This is a genomic window from Novosphingobium sp. BL-S-19, assembly GCF_055521675.1.
On record NZ_CM145497.1, the window covers coordinates 531,103 to 548,058 of the forward strand.

General features: G+C 60.9%; 18 protein-coding genes. 4 read left to right on the plus strand and 14 right to left on the minus strand.

The window, feature by feature from the left end; translation table 11 throughout:
* Positions 1-3: 3 nt before the first annotated feature.
* Positions 4-1,218, plus strand: coding sequence for a cytochrome P450 (locus ACZ1JV_RS02285; RefSeq protein ID WP_465149445.1), 1,215 nt, complete (start codon positions 4-6; stop codon positions 1,216-1,218).
* A 73-nt stretch (positions 1,219-1,291) separates the two neighbouring features.
* On the opposite strand, the gene ACZ1JV_RS02290 is transcribed toward ACZ1JV_RS02285, so the two are convergent.
* The 8 genes from ACZ1JV_RS02290 to ACZ1JV_RS02325 form a co-directional block, all read right to left on the minus strand.
* A complete protein-coding gene (locus ACZ1JV_RS02290; RefSeq protein WP_395335283.1) occupies positions 1,292-1,891 on the minus strand; it encodes a malonic semialdehyde reductase in 600 nt (199 codons plus the stop codon).
* A gap of 2 nt (positions 1,892-1,893) precedes the next feature.
* Entirely contained in the window at positions 1,894-2,505 is a 612-nt protein-coding gene (locus tag ACZ1JV_RS02295; protein ID WP_395335280.1) for a gamma carbonic anhydrase family protein, read from the minus strand.
* A gap of 130 nt (positions 2,506-2,635) precedes the next feature.
* Complete coding sequence (locus ACZ1JV_RS02300; RefSeq protein WP_442046994.1) at positions 2,636-3,961, minus strand: acyl-CoA dehydrogenase family protein; 1,326 nt, start codon at positions 3,959-3,961, stop codon at positions 2,636-2,638.
* Positions 3,867-4,499: a TetR/AcrR family transcriptional regulator gene (locus ACZ1JV_RS02305; RefSeq protein ID WP_133085022.1), complete on the minus strand. Its 633-nt coding sequence runs from the start codon at positions 4,497-4,499 to the stop codon at positions 3,867-3,869. Before ACZ1JV_RS02305 ends, ACZ1JV_RS02300 begins: the two co-directional genes overlap by 95 nt.
* Entirely contained in the window at positions 4,496-5,308 is an 813-nt protein-coding gene (locus ACZ1JV_RS02310) for an SDR family NAD(P)-dependent oxidoreductase (protein ID WP_133085023.1), read from the minus strand. Before ACZ1JV_RS02310 ends, ACZ1JV_RS02305 begins: the two co-directional genes overlap by 4 nt.
* On the minus strand, positions 5,305-6,474 hold the full coding sequence (locus ACZ1JV_RS02315; RefSeq protein WP_465149446.1) for an NAD(P)/FAD-dependent oxidoreductase: 1,170 nt from the start codon (positions 6,472-6,474) through the stop codon (positions 5,305-5,307). The genes ACZ1JV_RS02310 and ACZ1JV_RS02315 overlap by 4 nt, the downstream gene beginning before the upstream one ends.
* A gap of 13 nt (positions 6,475-6,487) precedes the next feature.
* Positions 6,488-7,063, minus strand: coding sequence for an aromatic-ring-hydroxylating dioxygenase subunit beta (locus ACZ1JV_RS02320; protein ID WP_443478692.1), 576 nt, complete (start codon positions 7,061-7,063; stop codon positions 6,488-6,490).
* 18 nt (positions 7,064-7,081) lie between these two features.
* On the minus strand, positions 7,082-8,467 hold the full coding sequence (locus ACZ1JV_RS02325; protein WP_133085026.1) for an aromatic ring-hydroxylating dioxygenase subunit alpha: 1,386 nt from the start codon (positions 8,465-8,467) through the stop codon (positions 7,082-7,084).
* 92 nt (positions 8,468-8,559) lie between these two features.
* On the opposite strand from ACZ1JV_RS02325, the gene ACZ1JV_RS02330 reads away from it, so the two are divergent.
* Entirely contained in the window at positions 8,560-8,766 is a 207-nt protein-coding gene (locus tag ACZ1JV_RS02330) for a ferredoxin (RefSeq protein WP_133085027.1), read from the plus strand.
* Positions 8,767-8,896: 130 nt separating this feature from the next.
* Positions 8,897-10,048: an NADH:flavin oxidoreductase gene (locus tag ACZ1JV_RS02335; RefSeq protein WP_465149447.1), complete on the plus strand. Its 1,152-nt coding sequence runs from the start codon at positions 8,897-8,899 to the stop codon at positions 10,046-10,048.
* Between the two features lie 3 nt (positions 10,049-10,051).
* Here ACZ1JV_RS02335 and ACZ1JV_RS02340 read toward each other — a convergent pair whose 3' ends face one another.
* The 5 genes from ACZ1JV_RS02340 to ACZ1JV_RS02360 all read right to left on the minus strand — a co-directional run bounded on the left by ACZ1JV_RS02340 (position 10,052) and on the right by ACZ1JV_RS02360 (position 15,184).
* Positions 10,052-10,777, minus strand: coding sequence for an SDR family oxidoreductase (locus ACZ1JV_RS02340; protein ID WP_465149448.1), 726 nt, complete (start codon positions 10,775-10,777; stop codon positions 10,052-10,054).
* A 5-nt stretch (positions 10,778-10,782) separates the two neighbouring features.
* Positions 10,783-11,799, minus strand: a complete 1,017-nt coding sequence (locus tag ACZ1JV_RS02345; protein WP_465149449.1) for an NADP-dependent oxidoreductase — start codon at positions 11,797-11,799, stop codon at positions 10,783-10,785.
* Positions 11,799-12,236, minus strand: coding sequence for a nuclear transport factor 2 family protein (locus ACZ1JV_RS02350; RefSeq protein WP_133085031.1), 438 nt, complete (start codon positions 12,234-12,236; stop codon positions 11,799-11,801). Before ACZ1JV_RS02350 ends, ACZ1JV_RS02345 begins: the two co-directional genes overlap by 1 nt.
* 115 nt (positions 12,237-12,351) lie before the next feature.
* Positions 12,352-14,688, minus strand: coding sequence for a membrane-bound PQQ-dependent dehydrogenase, glucose/quinate/shikimate family (locus ACZ1JV_RS02355; protein ID WP_465149450.1), 2,337 nt, complete (start codon positions 14,686-14,688; stop codon positions 12,352-12,354).
* Positions 14,689-14,728: 40 nt separating this feature from the next.
* Complete coding sequence (locus ACZ1JV_RS02360) at positions 14,729-15,184, minus strand: nuclear transport factor 2 family protein (RefSeq protein ID WP_465138720.1); 456 nt, start codon at positions 15,182-15,184, stop codon at positions 14,729-14,731.
* Positions 15,185-15,332: 148 nt separating this feature from the next.
* On the opposite strand from ACZ1JV_RS02360, the gene ACZ1JV_RS02365 reads away from it, so the two are divergent.
* Complete coding sequence (locus ACZ1JV_RS02365) at positions 15,333-15,857, plus strand: ester cyclase (RefSeq protein ID WP_133085034.1); 525 nt, start codon at positions 15,333-15,335, stop codon at positions 15,855-15,857.
* A 168-nt stretch (positions 15,858-16,025) separates the two neighbouring features.
* On the opposite strand, the gene ACZ1JV_RS02370 is transcribed toward ACZ1JV_RS02365, so the two are convergent.
* Entirely contained in the window at positions 16,026-16,946 is a 921-nt protein-coding gene (locus ACZ1JV_RS02370) for an alpha/beta fold hydrolase (RefSeq protein WP_465149451.1), read from the minus strand.
* Positions 16,947-16,956 lie beyond the last annotated feature (10 nt).

Sequence of the window (16,956 nt, forward strand, 5' to 3'; positions counted from 1 at the left end):
GGAATGATGATGTTTCCGGAGCAGCCGATCCCCGATCACGTGCCGCCAGCCTTGGTGAGCCGGGACTTTCCATTTATTTTCGGAACGACGACGGACAAAGATCCGTTCGACGATCTGGCCATGCGGATCCATGACGGACCCGAAATCATTTACGCGGCCCATGCATATCCCGGAGGAACGGGAGCATGGGTGCCACGCCGCATGACGCATCTTCGCGAAATCTATCTCGATACAGAGCACTTTTCTTCCACCGACTTTTCGCCTTTCTCGAAGCTGGTCGGTGGAGCGTGGATCAATTCGCCGGCGGAACTCGACCCTCCGGCGCATGGGCCATTTCGTCAGATGGTGAACCCGGCCTTCACGCCCAAGGCCATGGCGGCGCTGGAAGACAGGATTCGGCACTATGCGGTGGAGTACATCGAGACCTTCGCCAAGCGCGGGCAGTGCGAATTCATGGGCGAGTTCGCATTCGAATTCCCGATAAAGGTCTTCATGGAACTGATGGGTTTGCCGCTCGACCGGGTCAGCGAATTCATGGAATGGGAAATGAACCTCTTGCATAACCACGATTTGTCCAAGATCGCGGATGCCACGCGCAGTGTGCTTGACTATCTGGCCGGCGAGATTGCCGACAGGCGCGCAAATCCGCGCGACGATCTCATTTCATTCGGCGTGCGGGGCGAGATAGAGGGACGTCCTCTGACGCAGGACGAACTGCTCGGCTTCATGTTCAACCTATTTATCGGCGGGCTCGACACTGTCTCCACGAACATGGGCCTACAATTTCGCCACCTCGGCACACACGTTGAAGACCAGGCAATTTTGAGAGCCGACCCTTCACAGATCCCGCATGCCATCGACGAATTGATGCGGGCATACGGGGCGGTCACCACGTTTCGTACCTGCAAGAAGGAAGCGGTGATAGGCGGTGTGCAGTTCAGGCCGGGAGATAAGGTCGCTATGTCGACAACGCTCGCCGGGCGGGACCCCGACGAGTTCGAAAATCCCTGCGAGGTAAAGCTGGACCGGCGGCCGAGGCACGTCGGCTTCGGCTTCGGCATACATACCTGCGTCGGCATGCACCTGGCTCGCCGCGAATTGCGGATCGCGATGGAAGAGTTCCTGGCGCGGATTCCGGAATTCCGCCTTGCGCCCGGTCATCGGGTGCGTTGTCATCTGGGCATGATCCAGCCAGTGGAATTGCCGCTGGTCTGGTGAGAGTGCGACGGAGCCGTTTCCAGGACAGTCGCTGCTTTCTGACAGGAGAGCGCCTTGGAAACGGCTTTCGAGCCTAAAGGTCGACGCAGGCTTCGTCGAAGTCCAGCCGGGGATTGCGTGGATGGAGTCCTGCCGGATCGCCGTGACCGATGTTGCACAGGAAATTGCTTTTCCAGCGGCCATCCGGGAAGAATTCGGAATCGAGGCTGGCCGCATCGAAGCCCGACATAGGACCGCAATCGAGACCCAGGGCGCGGGCGGCCATGATGAGATAGGCGCCTTGCAATGTCGAGGAACGGGCGACAGTCTGCGCGACGAGTGCGTCATTGCCTTCAAACGTCGCCCGCATGTCCCTTGCGGGAAACAGCTTGCCGTAGAATTCATAGAACCGTGTGTCACCCGCTACGATCACAGTGCAGGGAGCCTGCATGACCTTGTCTCGGTTGCCGGCGTTGACGTGAGGCAAGAGCCGGACCTTGGCATCGGCCGAGCGGATGAAGACAAATCGGGCCGGATTGCTGTTCGCGGTCGTCGGGCCCCACTTCGCGAGTTCGTAGAGGTTCCGAATGGTCTCCGTGCTGAGCGGACGATCTTGCCAGGTGTTATGCGTGCGGGCTTCCCGAAACAGGAGGTTCAGCATCGTGTCGTGTTCGAGCGTGGTTGCGCCAGTCATCCTCATTCCTCGTCAGTGGAGTAGGAACCGGGAATTCCACGCTCGATCCATTGGCGATGTTCGCGTGCGAGGATAGCTTCGGCCTCTTCGGCCAGAAGCGCCATCTCCGCGATCTCCCAGACGCGGTGGTTTCCGGTCGCATAGGCGCGGGCGTTCTCGCGATAGAGGAGCGCATCGATGATGTTGCCGTGCAGCTTGTCAAGAACGCGCGTCACTCGGCCGGGCGTGCCCATTACCAGGGAATTTGGCGGAATAATGGTGCCGGCGGGCAAGAAGCTGTGAGCAGCAACAATCGAGCCGTGGCCTATGACGCAGCGCTCCATGATCGTGGCACCGATGCCGATGAGGCAGCCGGGCTCCAACGTGCATCCGTGCAGGACTGCACGATGTCCAACTGTACAGTAGTCGCCGATGATGGTCGGGTCATTCCAGCCGATGTGGATCATGGCGTGATCTTGCACACTTGCGCATTTTCCGATGCGCACATGACCTCTCTCGCTCCGAACGACCGCGTAAGGCCACAGACTGCAATCCTGTTCCAGCATGACGTCGCCGAAGATCCGGGCTGTGGGATCGACGTAAGCTGGTAGAGAGCCGATGCTCGCCTCGGTCACGATATCGCCGTTCGTTGTCTCTGTTGCTACCCCTGCGCAGCATCCACGGGCCGTCCCTCTCTAAATGGGCGGTGGATGCTGCCACTGGGGCGATCGCCTGCCTAACACGCGATCGCCCCGGCATTTTGGATCAATAGGCACCCGGCGGAGAGATCGGATCGGCTCCGGCAAGGTTCCGGCCATAGATTTCGTAGCCGATGGTCGGGATATTCTGGATGTGGCGGAGAGCCATCGAAATATCGCGCCAGTAGCGGTTGATCGGCTTGTCCAGCGCAAAACCGGAAGAACCCGCCTGGAACATCAGCGATTCACTCGCACTGTGAACGAGTTCGACCATCTGGGCACCGCCGGAGCGCTGCTTTGCCTTCTCGGCGAGGGTGAACTCCTCACCCTGCGCAACTCGGTCGAGCTTGGCTGTGAGGTTGAACAGGATCAACTTGGCCGTGTCGATCATGGCGGCCGCTTCACCAAGGTCGCGCATGTAGGCACCGGAATTGGTGCGCGGCGAAATCGTCGTCGTCAGTACGGGCTTCTTCGGCGATTCCGCCGTAACGATCTCCAGCATGCCCTCGACTGCGCCAATGAGCTGGGCAATGCCGGTCGTGCGAACCACAGGAACGGCAGGAAGGAGGTCTGAAGGCGCGCCGAAATGACGCTTGGTCCGATCGATCTGGCCCGCGCGTTCGTCCATCAATACCATCTGGTCATCGGGAATGAACACGTCCTTTGCTATCGCCGTGTCCGACCCGGTTCCCTGCATGCCCGAAACGAACCAGGTGTCCTCAATAGTCATGCTGTCCATCGGCAGATAACACATGCTGATGCCCGGAACGACCGGCCCGTCGTAGCCTTCAAGCACCACGCCCTGTTGCGCCCACTTCGACTGGCGGGAGCCGGACATGTAGGGCCATTTACCGTTGATGATCCAGCCGCCGTCCACCTTGCGCGCCTTGCCCGGCGGGTTGTAGGCGCCGCACACGGTCTGCGGGCCCTCGCCAAAAATTGTGTCCTGGACACCGTCGGGCGCGAGACTGGTGATCCAGCTGGTGCCGTTGATGATCTGCATCACCCAGCTGACCGCGGGGTCGCCCTTGGCGATTTCCATCTGGACGCGGCAAAAGTCGGTGGTCGAGAGTCCGAAGCCGCCCAGGCGTTGAGGCAGCAGAAGCCGCAGGAAACCTTCCGTCTTGAGCATTTGATCGACGGCCGGGGTTGGGCTGCGCCGCTTTTCCCCTTCAGGCGCTTCCTTTTGCAGGAATTCGCGCAGGCTGCGCGCCTTTTCCACCAGGCCGTCGGCCACCGCCTTGTCGGCGAAACCGGATTGCGTGTCTGATTCGAGCTTTGCTACTGTTGCCATGAAATCATCCTCTCGTATTTTCGGCTTGGTGGCCGGCGATTTGCATTGCGATTTCGTGCAGCCGATCGGGAGAACCGTTCCAGAGTTCCAGCCATTCACCAGTGGCCGGAATGATCAGCGTGCTAAGCTGCAGGCGAACGAGCGTGTCGCAGAATGTGTCCCGGTCTATGGTATTTCCGGTCAGTCCTTCGAAATAGTCGAGCACGGGTTCGAGAGCGCGTTGCACGGCGGCCTTGTGACGGCCGAAATGGCTGCGCAGGAAACTCAGGTGAAAGGCAGGTTCGACTTCGAAGATCCGTTCCGGCGACCGCTCGATCGTAAAACGGCCGAAGAATTTCATGACGGCACGGAACCGCTCGATCGGATCGGGAATGCCTTCGCCAGCCTCGACAATGCCCTTTTCGAAACTGCTGCAGATGTATTCGCTGACTGCCGCGAGCACTTCTTCCTTGGACGCGAAATGACGATAGAGGGTCCCGCGCGACACGCCGCTGCTTTCGCTGATGTCACTCATCGACAGTCGCCGCGTTCCGATTGTCGCGATCGCGCGCAGTGTACCATCCATGATCTTCTGGACGCTGCCCGTGCTGTCGGTGGCGACGACTTCGCTCCAGTCGGTGTGCGGCGTCAGTTTCATGTTTGGGCTTCCATCTCGGCAAGGTTGTGCGGAACGCTTACATAGCCGGGCAGATGCTGACCGCCATCGACATTGATCAGCTCTCCATTGACGAAACGCGACATTTCCGAGGCGAGGAAGAGCACGACCGGTCCGATGTCCTTCTCGGGATCGCCCGCGCGCTTGAGCGGATTACTGGCCGTTGCCATTTCAAGGAAGCCGGGCACGTCCTCTGCCAGCTGCGCGAACACCTGGCCCATCCCTGTCGGTGCGATCGCATTGGTCCTGATGTTGAACCGGCCCCATTCAACCGCAGCGGTGCGGGTCAGGCCCAGGATCGCCCCCTTGTTCATGTTGTAGTCGGCATGAAGCCATGCACCCGTCTGGGCGTCGATCGAGTAGAAATTGACGATCGAGCCGCCGCCGCGTGCCTTCATGTGCGGGAAGGCGGCACGCATGGCCCACCAGGTTCCCCAGGTACCGATCTCGAGAGTGCGCTGGAGCATCTCATCGGTCTTCTGTTCCAGCAACACGTTGGCAGACAGCTGCGAGGCATTGTTGATCAGGATGTCGAGGCCTCCGAACTCGGACACGACCCGCTCGATCATGCCTTCGACGTCGTCCTTGATACCCATGTCCGCCGAAAGGCCCATGGCGCGGGTTCCGAACTCCTGGCTTATCTCGGCCGCAACCGCTTCCGCCGCCGCGCCGTCGCGCCCGGTAATGAGGATATCGGCGCCCTCACGCGCCAGGCAGCGGCTGATGCCGTAGCCCAGCCCTTTTGCCCCGCCCGTGACGATGGCGATCTTGCCCTGAACCAACCCAGTCAAGCAGCTTCTCCTGCAAATTGTTCGCCCAGCGCGCGGTCCATTTCCATGCGTTCCTGGCAATAGTCCTGTGTGAAAACGTAGCCCCGCACGTTCTTGTCGTTGTCGCGGAACAGATACTTGAGCCCCCGCTCGTCGTTGGCCGCTTCCTCCCACCGCCCGGCGACGCCGATCGGAGCCGGAAGCAGCACCACCGGGTAGGCTGTGGTCTTGACCTGCACCGAGAGCGGCGGAAAGTGGATATTCGTAGGTGTTCCGAGCGCACTGGGAGCGATGGCGCGCGCTGCCGACATGATCGGTGTTACATAGGCTGCGAGGCCTTGCGGATATTCCGCGCAGTCGCCGATCGCGTAGATGTCGGGATCGGAGGTCCGCCCGGTCTGGTCGACTGTAATGCCCCGGCCGGTCTCCAGCCCCGCCTCACATGCCAGCGCGACATGAGGGCGAAGGCCCACCGCCGAAAGCACGGCAACGGCTTCAATCACCATGCCGCTGTCGAGCTGCGCGCGAACCCCGTTTGGAGACTTGTGGATGGCCGTGATCTTGCTGCCCAGGTGCCATTCGACGCCCTTGGTAGCCAGCGCATCACGGATTCGATCACCGACCCCGCCGGGTACCAGCTGAGCCAAAGGATGGAGCAGCATATCCACGACTACCGGAAAATAGCCTGCGGCAGAAAGATCGTTCGCAAACTCAGTTCCGACAAGTCCGCCGCCCATGACCAGCACTCGCCCGCCAGCGGGCAGCCGCTCGCGAAACTCGCGGTAATTGTCGAGATTGTTGACCGCAAGAGCCCGGTGGGCCGCGTCGCCATCGATCGGCGGCCGCACAGGATCTGCTCCAAGCGCGAGGATCAGTTTGTCGTAGAAGATCGGCCCGCCAGTTGTCAGTACAGCCTTGTCCTGCCGATCTATGGACTCGACGAGGCGTCCTGCGCGCAGATCAATTCGGAGCTGAGCCGCCATTTTCTCACCCGGCGTGGTAATCAGGGCGTCGGGCATTTTGCCCTTGGCCAGTGCGGTGGACAGCGCCGGTTTGGAATAGAAGTGGCCATCGTCCTGCGTCACCAGGGTCAACCGAGCGTCCGGCGCGAGCTTGCGTAGCTCCCGCAGGACGCCGTAGCCGGCGAGGCCGCTCCCGATGACGACGATGTGCGGGGATGACGTCACCGTGCCCGTCCGATCAGAGGAAGATCGCAAGATTGGACATTCCCAGCGTGGACTGGTCGACAATGATCTCCCTTACGGACAGCTTGTAGTTGCCATCCACAAGACGCCAGACGTCCCGGCGCTCGGCGGTAAGCGTCTCGTTCTCCGGATTGTCGAAGCGGCTGCGCTCGACGAAGAGGTAGCTGACCACTTCATATTCGCCGCTCTTCTCGCTCTCGGCGATCCGCACATTAGTGACGAACCGCCGCGTGCGCGAGGGCGGGTCTTCTGCCCAGGCGCTCTTCGAGAGACGACCGGTGCGCATGAGGATCGACCCGTAATTCTCGTCGAAATGCTTCATCGTCCGTACGACGTCACGGTCCTTGTTGGGGCCATTTCGCGTGAGACGCAGCGGTGCCGTATAGATCAAATCCTCCGCAAGGAAGGCGACCCAGTCGTCGAAGCGCCGCTCGTCGAGCGCAGCCGCTTCGTCATAGAGCGTTTCCAGAATGCGGTTGTAGACCTCCGAACCGAGCGGTACCCGCTTGGTGGAAACAAGACCGCGCATCACTCCAGTCTTGTCGATTGCGGCCGTGGCGTAGTTCACCATGTCGTGATCCTCCCAGTCTCAGGCTTCGGCCATCAGATTGTAGTAAGCCATCCACCAGGCCCACTGCGTGTCATCCTTGGTGAAGCCGGGATAGAGATCGCCGCCTCCCACCCAGCCTTCCGGCCGCTCGTGGCCGTGAAGCGCCTGGTACTTGAGCGTGATGGTCTTGCTCATGTGGCCGCGTGCATTGCGCATGATCTGCGGCCAGGTATCGGCGTCGTCCTGCTCGATCGTTCCGGAGGTGCCGGTCGACCAGATGGCGTTCTGCAACATATCGCGCTTCACGTCCTCAGGTGCGTCCTTCTCCGCGAAAATGAAGTTCACGAATTCGACCCTGTCCGGCCCCTTGGGAACATAGGTGTGCAGCGACAGCGCGCCTGACGCGCCGCCATCGGTGCGAGGCGCAAAGATGAATGCGATCAGCACGTTGGGGAACATGCCGCCGACTTGCGGGGGGATCGTCGCTAACTGGTTGACCTGATCTTCCGTCAGATTCTTGAAGAGCTGAGGGATCAGGTCCTTGGTGATGCCGGGCGGCGAAAGTAGATGAAGGCGCTCTTCGGTCGACTTCCCTTCAAAACTGACATCCGCAAACATCTTGAAGGTTTGGGCCGCTTCCAGACAGCGCAGGGTATGGCCTTGCGGAACCGAGATATCGACACCGTACATGCCGGGCGCCGTATCGTAGATCGATTCGGCAGTACCGCCCATGATCCCGCCTTCCATAAGCGAGCGGTGCAGCGTCAGAGTATGGAAGCCGTCGGATCCCGACTGTTCGCCAGGGATCTTCCAATTGCAGGGCAGCACGAAGCGCTGCGGCGGGCCGAGCATTTCTAGGCCGTTATCGGTACGGCAGAACAGCTGATCGAGATAGAACTTCGCGTCGCCGAGGTAATCGTCGAACGAAAGATCCTCGTTCCACGTTGCGAAGATGAGGCCGCCGTACAGATGGACGCGGGCCTTCTTGAGCCCGAGTTCTTCCTTCTGGCGCTTGTTGCCGTGCATCTGTTCCTTTTCGATCGGGGCGCCGATAAAGCTGCCATCGGGTCGGAAGGCCCAGCCATGGTAGATGCAGCGGTGGGCATGGGCATTGCCCGCCTCGGCTGTGCAGACCTTCATGCCGCGATGCGGACACACGTTGAGCATGACGTGAATTTCGCCGCTACGGTCGCGCGAGACGATGACATTGTCCTCGGCCATATCGCGCATGACGTAATCGCCGGCCTTGGGAATCTCGGACTCATGGCCCAGCAGGAGCCAGGTTCGCGCGAAGATGCGCTCCATTTCCAGCTCGTACAATTCCTTGTCGTTCATCACACGCAGCGACACTTCGTTCATCTCGCGGTCGATGAGATTGTCGAGCGTCGTCCCGTCGCTGAGTGTCAACCCAGGGTGGTGCAGCATCTTCCTCTCCTTGGAAAATCCGTGTTTGATCGAGTTATACATATTGAACGAAATCTGTTCAAGCTGTAATAATCCGAAAAAAGGAGAGGACTATGAGTCAGAAGCTGAAAGTGGTGATCGATAAGGCCGCATGCTGCGGATACGGCGTCTGCGCCGAAATCTGCCCCGCGGTGTACAAACTCGACGCCAACGGCATCGTATACGTGGACGACGAAATCGTGCCGGACGGCCTGGAAGAGCTGGCACGCGAAGGCGCCGAAGCATGTCCGCAGGCCGCGCTCGCAGTGGTCGACGCCTGATAAGGGCTCGGTCGGTGGTAAAAGAATCCTGATTCGCCCTCGGAGCGAACCTGTCGCCGGGAAGGTCTCAGGACGGACCGACTTGAGGCAGCAGTGTTTGAAATCAGGCAGGGCGGGAATCCACGGCACTATGGCAAGCGGCACCGAAATTCTTTTCAGGCCATGTGAAGTCGGGGCGCTAGCGCTGCCCAACCGCTTCGTAATGGCGCCGATGACGCGAAATTTCTCGCCTGATGGGATTCCGTCAGCGGGTGTGGCGGACTACTACCGCCGCCGTGCCGAAGCGGAAGTAGGTCTTATCGTCACGGAAGGCATCGGGGTGGATCATCCTGCTGCCGTCGGCAGGGAGACAATGGGGGGCGGAGCCTCGCCGGTCATGCACGGCGAGGCCGCGCTTGCGCGGTGGCGCGCGGTCGTGGACGGGGTCCATGAGGCCGGGGGAAAGATCATTCCCCAGCTATGGCACCAAGGCGTCATTCGAGTCCCGGGAACCGGCTATCATCCCGACACGCCGTCGGCGCGCCCCTCAGGCATCTGGGGCCCCCTCGACAAGGCGATGGTACCGCCGGACTATCTCGAACAGGTTCGCGAGCCTACCGCGCCGCTGACAGAGAACGAAATCGCCGACATCATCGCCGGGTTCGCACGAAGCGCGGCAAATGCGAGAGCCGCAGGCTTCGATGGCATCGCCCTCCACGGTGCACATGGCTACCTGATCGACAGCTTTCTCTGGGGACAGACAAACCTGCGAACGGACCGGTGGGGAGGCGCACTCCCAGACCGCGCCAGGCTTGCGGCAGAGTTGGTCCGGGCAGTGAGGGCCGCGACGGCGCCCGATTTTCCGATCATGTTCCGGTACTCGCAGTGGAAATTGCAGGATTACGATGCGCGAAATGCGCAAACCCCGGATGAGCTCGAATCCTTGCTGACACCGATTGTCGAGGCGGGCGTGGACCTGTTTGACGTCAGCACCCGGCTGTTCTCGGCGCCCGCATTCGACGGCTCCGATCTCAGCTTGGCGGGATGGGTAAAACGGCTTACGGGCCGGCCGACGATAGCGGTGGGCGGCGTCGGCCTCTCGCGCGATTTGCAATCGTCGTTCGCCCAGCCGACCGTGATGACCAACAATCTTTCGCTTGTGGCGGAGCGCTTGGCGAAGGGTGAGTTTGATCTGGTGGGGGTGGGAAGGGCGCTACTGATGGACCCGCAGTGGGTTTGCAAGATGCGGAAGGGAGAGAGCGTCAATCCCTTCCGGCTGGAAGCTTACGGGTCGCTGGATTAACGCTTAATGCGTGTCACAGGCGGCAAACACTTGAATCCGGGCGAGGTTGGTGCGCTCGGGCTGAGCCGCCATGTACCGCACGGCATCCGCAACATCCTCAGGTTGCATCGGCGGTATGAAACTGTCCCAGGCTGGCTGTCCGCGTGACTTCATGTCCTCGAATATTTCCGTGCTCGTCGTGCCCGGCGAAACGATACCGACTTTCACTCCAGTGCCGGCCAATTCGACCCGCAAACAATCGGTGAACCCCTCCAGTGCTCGCTTCAGGCCGCCGTAGACACCGACACCAGGTGCAACGATGTTGGCGCCGATGCTCGAAATATTGATGATTTGGCCTCTGGCTGCCGATTTCATTGTCCGTGCAAACAGAGTACTGGTGCGAACGACCGCTTCGTAATTGAGCGCCATCATCGGTCGCAACTGGTCGAGATCGAAATCGTCGATCGGTGCCGCATGAAGAATGCCCGCATTATTGACCAGAATGTCGGCTCGCCCGAACTTAGCCAGAACGAAGTCGTGCAAAGCCCGAGCGGCGTCGGGATCCGCCATGTCGGCTGAATGGACACAGGCATGCTCGCCAAGTTCGCCCGCCAGTGAGGCAAGGCGTTCGGCGCGGCGGGCGACCAGCACTGTCCTCGCGCCCGCCTCGGCTAGAGCTCGCGCAGTGGCCGCGCCTATCCCCGACGATGCCCCGGTTATAATGGCGACCTTACCGTCAAGGGCGTTCATTACCGTCACTCGTGCGCTCCTGTCTCGTTCAGCCGGATCAACCGCTTGCCGTGGTTTTCCCCACGGTAAAGGCCCGCAAGGGCATCCGGACAGCTCTCAATCCCGTCGAGTATTTCCTCGCGCCACGTCAGGCGGCCCTGCTCGGTCCACTCGCGCAGCTGCGCAACAGCGTCGGCGTAACGGGCCATGTGATCGAAGACGACGAAGCCTTCCATTCGTGCCCGCTTGACCAGAAGGTGGCGTTCCACGCGCGGACCATCGGGCCAGGGAGCCCAGCGGTCCTGCGACGCTGTTCCGCAGACGATGACACGGCCGCCGAGCGCGAGGTGGGGCATTACCGCGTCGCTGATCGGGCCGGCGACGTTGTCGAAATAGACGTGGATCCCCTGGGGCGCGACGCGGCTCAAAGTGGCGGCCACGTCCTGGCCGCGGTAGTCGATTGCAGCCTCGAATCCAAACTCCTCGACACAGCGCCGCACTTTGTCTGCTCCCCCGGCAATACCCACCGTGCGGCATCCAAGGATATTGGCAATCTGGCCCGCGGCGGACCCAACCGCGCCTGCGGCCGTGGATACCAACACGGTTTCACCGGCGCGCGGCTGCCCGACAAGCGTGAGGGCCAGATAGGCCGTGACGCCGTTTATTCCCAAAATGCCAAGCGATGCGCGCAGTTCTTTTTCGCTGGTCTTCTGAAGGATTTGATCGGCCGCTACGCAAGCGAAATCCTGCCACCCGAACCATCCTGCGACGTATTCGCCAACTTGGAAATGTTCGTGGTTCGATTCGATGATACGGCCTGAGGCGAGGCTGCGCATGACCGAGCCCAGGGCCACCTGGTCTCCGTAGTTACCGACGTCGGCGATCCAGCCGCGCATGGCGGGCTCGACCGAGAGATAGTGATTTTGTACAAGTATCTGGCCCGGACCGGGACGGTCCACCGGAGCGCTGCGGATTTCGAAATGCTCGGCCTGGGCAATGCCTGCCGGACGAGAGCGCAACCTGACCTGCCGGTTCGTCGCCATCAAAAACCCGCTCTGACCATCGTGAATTTCCGGCGGGATATCCGCCAGCCTTCTGCCGTGCGGATCAGGCAGTCGTCATAGAATCCGGCCGCTCTGGTCGCGCTGCCTCCCGGTGCCGGGTCGGTCAGCACAGCGTCCACATAACTGCGGGCCAGAATCTCGCTATTGCGGCTCTCGACCACGATATTGGTTATGCGGTGAAGCGTCGCGCCTAGATTGCGATGCGCGGATTCCATGTACTCGGTGATCTCGCGCGGTCCGCGCCATTGACCGAAGCTGCCGTAATCCACTTCGCAGTCATTCGCGAAGCAGGAGCGAAACAAGGGCCAGTCCCGGGTATCGATGCCGGTCGCGTAGCGCAGCAGCAGATTGCGTATTGCGCGCTCGTCATCGGCCGCGACAGGCGATGTTCTCGTCAGGCTGCCTGATGTCGGCATGCTCCATCCTCCCGTTTTGATACTTGCGACGATAGTGCGTAATCGGGACGACTTGCCCGTCCAAGGATAGGAGCTTGCGGGGACACGCCCCTATTTTTCCGATTTTTCTGGCCCATCATTTCGTCGGCAGAGCATAGGCGATCAGTTCGTCACTCGTTCCAGACAGCATGGCTGCATGGCCGCCGGCCGCGATGACGACAAATTGGCGTCCGCTGGGCCGGGACCAATACGTGGTCGGCGATGCATTGCCGCCGGCTGGCAACCGTGCTTTCCACAACACCTGCCCACTTTCCGTCGCAAGGGCGCGAAATACGTGCTCCTGAGTTGCGCCGATGAAGGTGAGGCCGCTCGAAGTCGTTAGTGACCCGCCAATGTTCGGCACCCCCATAGGTATCGGTACGAGCGAAGGCAGAGCCAGCGGCCCGCTGTCGCGCGATGAGCCCAAGGTACGAGACCATACCAGCTTGCCGGTTCTGAGATCGACGGCGTTGATCCTGCCATAGGGCGGCTGCTGACACGGGATCGCGAGCGGCGAAAGAAAGGGTGCGATTTGCGCGGCGTAAGGCACGCCCTGTTGAGCCGCTGGACCTCCCACATTGCTCATGTGCGCTGCATTCATCGGCTTGATGCCGCGCCGATCCGCCTCCGCTCGGGAAATGAGGCGGTTGTAGTTGGCGACCTGGTTGTTGTTGACGATCATGAGGCCGCGTCTCACATCGACGGAGACACCGCCCCAGTCGATCCCCCCAAGGTAGCCAGGCCACGTAATCGTGAAGCGGTCCGTCGAGAGGGGGGTCATTTCGCCTTCGAAACGGGCTTGCCGAAAGCGGATGCGGCACAATGCCTGATCGATCGGCGTGAGCCCCCACATGCTCTTTTCCGTGGGAGCCGGGCCGCCGAAACTTGGCATCGCGGCGGAAAAGGGCTGGGTGGGAGATAGTCGCTCACCGGCGACCGCTCCGCGGGGAACAGCGCGTTCCATTACCGGCAGTAGGGGTTTACCCGTCATGCGGTCCAGGACGAAGATCTGCCCCCGCTTTGTGGGTTGTACAAGTCCATGGATGCCGCCGGGCAGGTCGAAGAGAGTAGGCTGCGCCGCAACATCGTAATCCCAAAGATCGTGATGTGTCGTCTGGAACGACCAGCGGACTGCTCCTGTCTGGGCGTCAAGTGCGACAACAGCGCTGGAGTAGCGATCGTCCAGCGCCGTGCGGTGGCCGCCGAAGTAGTCAGGCGTTGCGTTTCCGGTTGGCACATAGACGAGCCCCAGAGCTTCATCGGAACTCATCGGAGCCCAGCTATTCGGCGTGCCTCTTGTGAACGTCGCGCCTGGTTCCGGTGAACCGTGATCGTCCGGGCGGCCAATATCGAATGCCCACGAAAACTCGCCCGAAACAGCATCGAACGCGCGGATGACGCCCGAAGGCTCCTGCGTTCGCTGACCGTCGATGATCCAGCCGCCGACGACCAGCCGTCCGCGAACCAGCGCCGGGGGCGAAGTGACGAAGTAATAGCCCTTTTCGACGGACCCAAGGCCCTTGGTGAGATCGACCTCGCCGTTCTGTCCGAAGGCGCGGCAGGACTGTCCCGTGGCAGCATCGAGCGCCAAAAGCCGAGCATCAAGCGTAGCGGTATAGATACGTTCCGAGCAGGTGCCCGTCGCGCCAGGGACGCGGTAATATGTCACGCCGCGGCATACGAGGCCGTAAACGCCTTCGAGGTCTGTCCTTGGCGAATGACGCCAGATCTGGCTGCCGGTTTCAGGGTCGAGTGCGATTACATCATTATTACCCGCGCAAATGAACAAGCGATCGCCGATCTTGAGGGGATTGGTTTGAAAGGCCGTGCCCTGCTTGCCGCTTGTCATTTTGCCCGTGTGGTAAGTCCAGACGGGTTTCAGATTACCGACGTTTGCTGGTGTGATCTGACCAAGCGGGGAATAGCGCGAGCCTCCGCGGTCGTTGCCATATGCAATCCAGTCACCTTCTTCCGATGCTGCTGGTGCCGGTCCCCAAGCTGTGCTTGTGGCTGCAGGTGTGCGGTCGGCCCAGAACGCCGCCCCGATCCCGGCTATCCCGATTACCGCAAGGCCAGGCCAAAGCAGGCCGCCGCCGGGCAGGGCCGCTTGCTGGCCGAGATGCCGGCGGTACCAACCTGTCAGCATGTAGAGACCCATGACAGTCGGCATTGCGATCCGCGGCGCCAGTGCCCAGCCATCGAGGCCGCACTCCCACAGCGCCCAGCATAAGTTCACACCGAGAAATACCCAATAGAGCAGCGCAGACTTTGCTTCCCTAAGCCATCCCAGAACTGCGCAGACAAGCATGACAAGGCCGCTCAGCAGATACCAGGGCGATCCACCCAGCAAGGCGAGCTGGGCGCCAAGGACAGTCAGGGTACCGCCTGTTGCGCCCAGCAGCACCAGGAAAGCGTGATTGAATAGGCGTCGCATGTCACCGCCTTGGGTCTCAGGATGGAGCGTGAGCGCGGGCTCAGGACGGAAGTTGTTGAGCCAGCCAGTCCGGAACATTGATCCGGTAGCATTTCTGTTCGTAAAGGCGGCTGATCTTCCAGCCCTGCTCGGTCCGGATAAAGTCGTGAACATACCAGAGCCCAAATACGAGCGTGTCGCTCGATTGCCCCTGCGAGACGGTCATCGGATTGTAGCATACCGTCTTGGTCTGCGCGGTATCGCCATCGATGGCGTATTTTGTCGTCGACACTGCATGCTGGTAGGCGAGAATGGGAGATAGCCCCTCCACGAGGAATTGCTTGATCTCGCTCAGTCCGCCGCGCACGCCCACCATTTCTGAATAGTCTATCAGCGCGTCTTGCGTGAAGAAGTCGTCAAGCGCGTCCCAATCGCGATTGTCCACGGCATAACAATATCCCACGATCAGGTCCTGCAGTTCAAACCTGTCGGACATTTCCTGCATGCTCAGGGTCATGGCCTCTCCTCCGTTCGATATGGTGCGATCGCACGGGCGTTCGTCTTGGCCGCCTTTCGTTGGGTAGGTGGCAGCAGGTGCGGGGACCGGAATGACGGGTTACGGCCTGCGCGATGAGCGGGCCAGATATCAAGCAAGGAGACTACTGATGGGCCTGGCCCCGTTCACTGAAGCCGATTTCGTCCTGTCCAAGGAGAAGCGGGCCGAAATCACAGCCGGACTGACTGAGCGGCAGGCTTTCATGGTCACGCAATGGATGGACCTGCACGAAGTCATCAATCGGGGCGATTGGGACGGCATGGATGCCTTCTTCAACACCGACACCATGACGTATGACAATCCGAACCGGCCGGATCTTGGCACCTACCACATCTGGAAGACCTCGCCGCAGGGCCTCTACAAGACGTTCCCGCCCAGCACTTACCGGACTTTGAAGGCATGGGGACGCGGCGACGATGAGGTCTGCGTGCTCTGCCATCACTACGGCAAGCACACTGGTGGTCCCTACATGGGTGTTCAGCCGACCGGAAACGAGCTCAACGTCCTGTGGTTCTCCTGGCTGCGTTTCCGCGGCGACAAGATCGACCACATCTATTCGATCTCCGACGTGCTCTCGATGCTGAAGGACCTCGAAGTGATCGATGTGCCTCAGCCGGTCGATCCCTACAAGTGATCGAGCACGCCCCGACCGCCTGCGTTGTCGGGCGGTCGGGGTGTGAAAAGGCCCAATCTTAGAGCGGGACTTGCGGCGTAACGCGCCAAGGGTTTGACGTGAGTCTCTCGGGTGCCTCGGGGTATCGGCGTCCTTAACGCTGCGAGTTTCGCAGTAGCGGCTGACGCCTCATTCGCCCGGCTTGGCCATCTCATCGATCCAGTTGTTGAGTTTCGCCCAGCTGTTGCTGCGCGTTGAGGCGAAGTTATGGCAATGCGCAGAACCAGCGAGCGGCATCAGGCTGATACGGCGCGACTTGCCGTAGAACGACGGCTCAAGAAGCGGATCCGGACTGACGTCAATGTCCGCGAAATGCAGATAGACGGGAACATCGATCGCTGCTGCCTCATCCGCCACGCCGCCGGGTACGATCGCCAGGCGGCCGTAGCTGTTGGGCGTGACCGAGGCGCGGGCATCGTCGGCGGCAATGACGGCCTCCGGCACGTCAGGGGCGTGGAAACTCGCGCGCATCGAACCCCGATCCGCTTGACTGTAGCCACTGCCTTCGACCCGCTTTTCGAGATCTGCACGCACTTCGTCCGGCAGATCGAGGCTGATATTGGTGAACCCAAGGATCGCAACCTGATCGAAGCTGCGAAACGAGGCCTGCTGAATGATCGTGAGCATTCCGCCCATGGAATGACCGATGCCGCTGATCCGTCTGCGCTTCGCAGCCAGTTCCCCGCCGAAATCTCCAGCGTCGATCCGGCACAGGATGTTTGCAAGCGCCTGATGGTGCGCCCGCGCGCCGAGCAGGGGATTTAGTAGCCCTTCGTCGTGTGGCTTGGAACTATCCCCCATGCCCAGCGCGTCGAGGGTAAGGACGGCCTTTCCCTGGGCGAGGAAGTAATCGATGAAGCTGTAGCCGGGGTAGCCGTCAATCTGTGCATCCCAGTACCAGCGACTGTACGAACCGCCATGAAGGCAGACCAGTAGGTCGAGAGCATCTGAAGGCACGGTTTCGGGGAGGGCCAGCGTAGCGGCAACCGTGAGTGGCTGCGCGAATTCGATCGCGGGTCCAACGGGTATCGACAGCGTTAATTTGGACACGTTTGCTATC

Bases quoted from the DNA above. Each gene is read 5' to 3' on its own strand.
- ACZ1JV_RS02350 (WP_133085031.1), bottom strand. From the start codon at position 12,236: ATGCCGACATCAGGCAGCCTGACGAGAACATCGCCTGTCGCGGCCGAT.
- ACZ1JV_RS02360 (WP_465138720.1), bottom strand. From the start codon at position 15,184: ATGACCCTGAGCATGCAGGAAATGTCCGACAGGTTTGAACTGCAGGAC.
- ACZ1JV_RS02355 (WP_465149450.1), bottom strand. From the start codon at position 14,688: ATGCGACGCCTATTCAATCACGCTTTCCTGGTGCTGCTGGGCGCAACA.
- ACZ1JV_RS02305 (WP_133085022.1), bottom strand. From the start codon at position 4,499: ATGAAACTGACGCCGCACACCGACTGGAGCGAAGTCGTCGCCACCGAC.
- ACZ1JV_RS02290 (WP_395335283.1), bottom strand. From the start codon at position 1,891: ATGACTGGCGCAACCACGCTCGAACACGACACGATGCTGAACCTCCTG.
- ACZ1JV_RS02330 (WP_133085027.1), top strand. From the start codon at position 8,560: ATGAGTCAGAAGCTGAAAGTGGTGATCGATAAGGCCGCATGCTGCGGA.
- ACZ1JV_RS02325 (WP_133085026.1), bottom strand. From the start codon at position 8,467: ATGCTGCACCACCCTGGGTTGACACTCAGCGACGGGACGACGCTCGAC.
- ACZ1JV_RS02335 (WP_465149447.1), top strand. From the start codon at position 8,897: ATGGCAAGCGGCACCGAAATTCTTTTCAGGCCATGTGAAGTCGGGGCG.
- ACZ1JV_RS02365 (WP_133085034.1), top strand. From the start codon at position 15,333: ATGGGCCTGGCCCCGTTCACTGAAGCCGATTTCGTCCTGTCCAAGGAG.
- ACZ1JV_RS02345 (WP_465149449.1), bottom strand. From the start codon at position 11,799: ATGGCGACGAACCGGCAGGTCAGGTTGCGCTCTCGTCCGGCAGGCATT.
- ACZ1JV_RS02320 (WP_443478692.1), bottom strand. From the start codon at position 7,063: ATGGTGAACTACGCCACGGCCGCAATCGACAAGACTGGAGTGATGCGC.
- ACZ1JV_RS02340 (WP_465149448.1), bottom strand. From the start codon at position 10,777: ATGAACGCCCTTGACGGTAAGGTCGCCATTATAACCGGGGCATCGTCG.
- ACZ1JV_RS02285 (WP_465149445.1), top strand. From the start codon at position 4: ATGATGATGTTTCCGGAGCAGCCGATCCCCGATCACGTGCCGCCAGCC.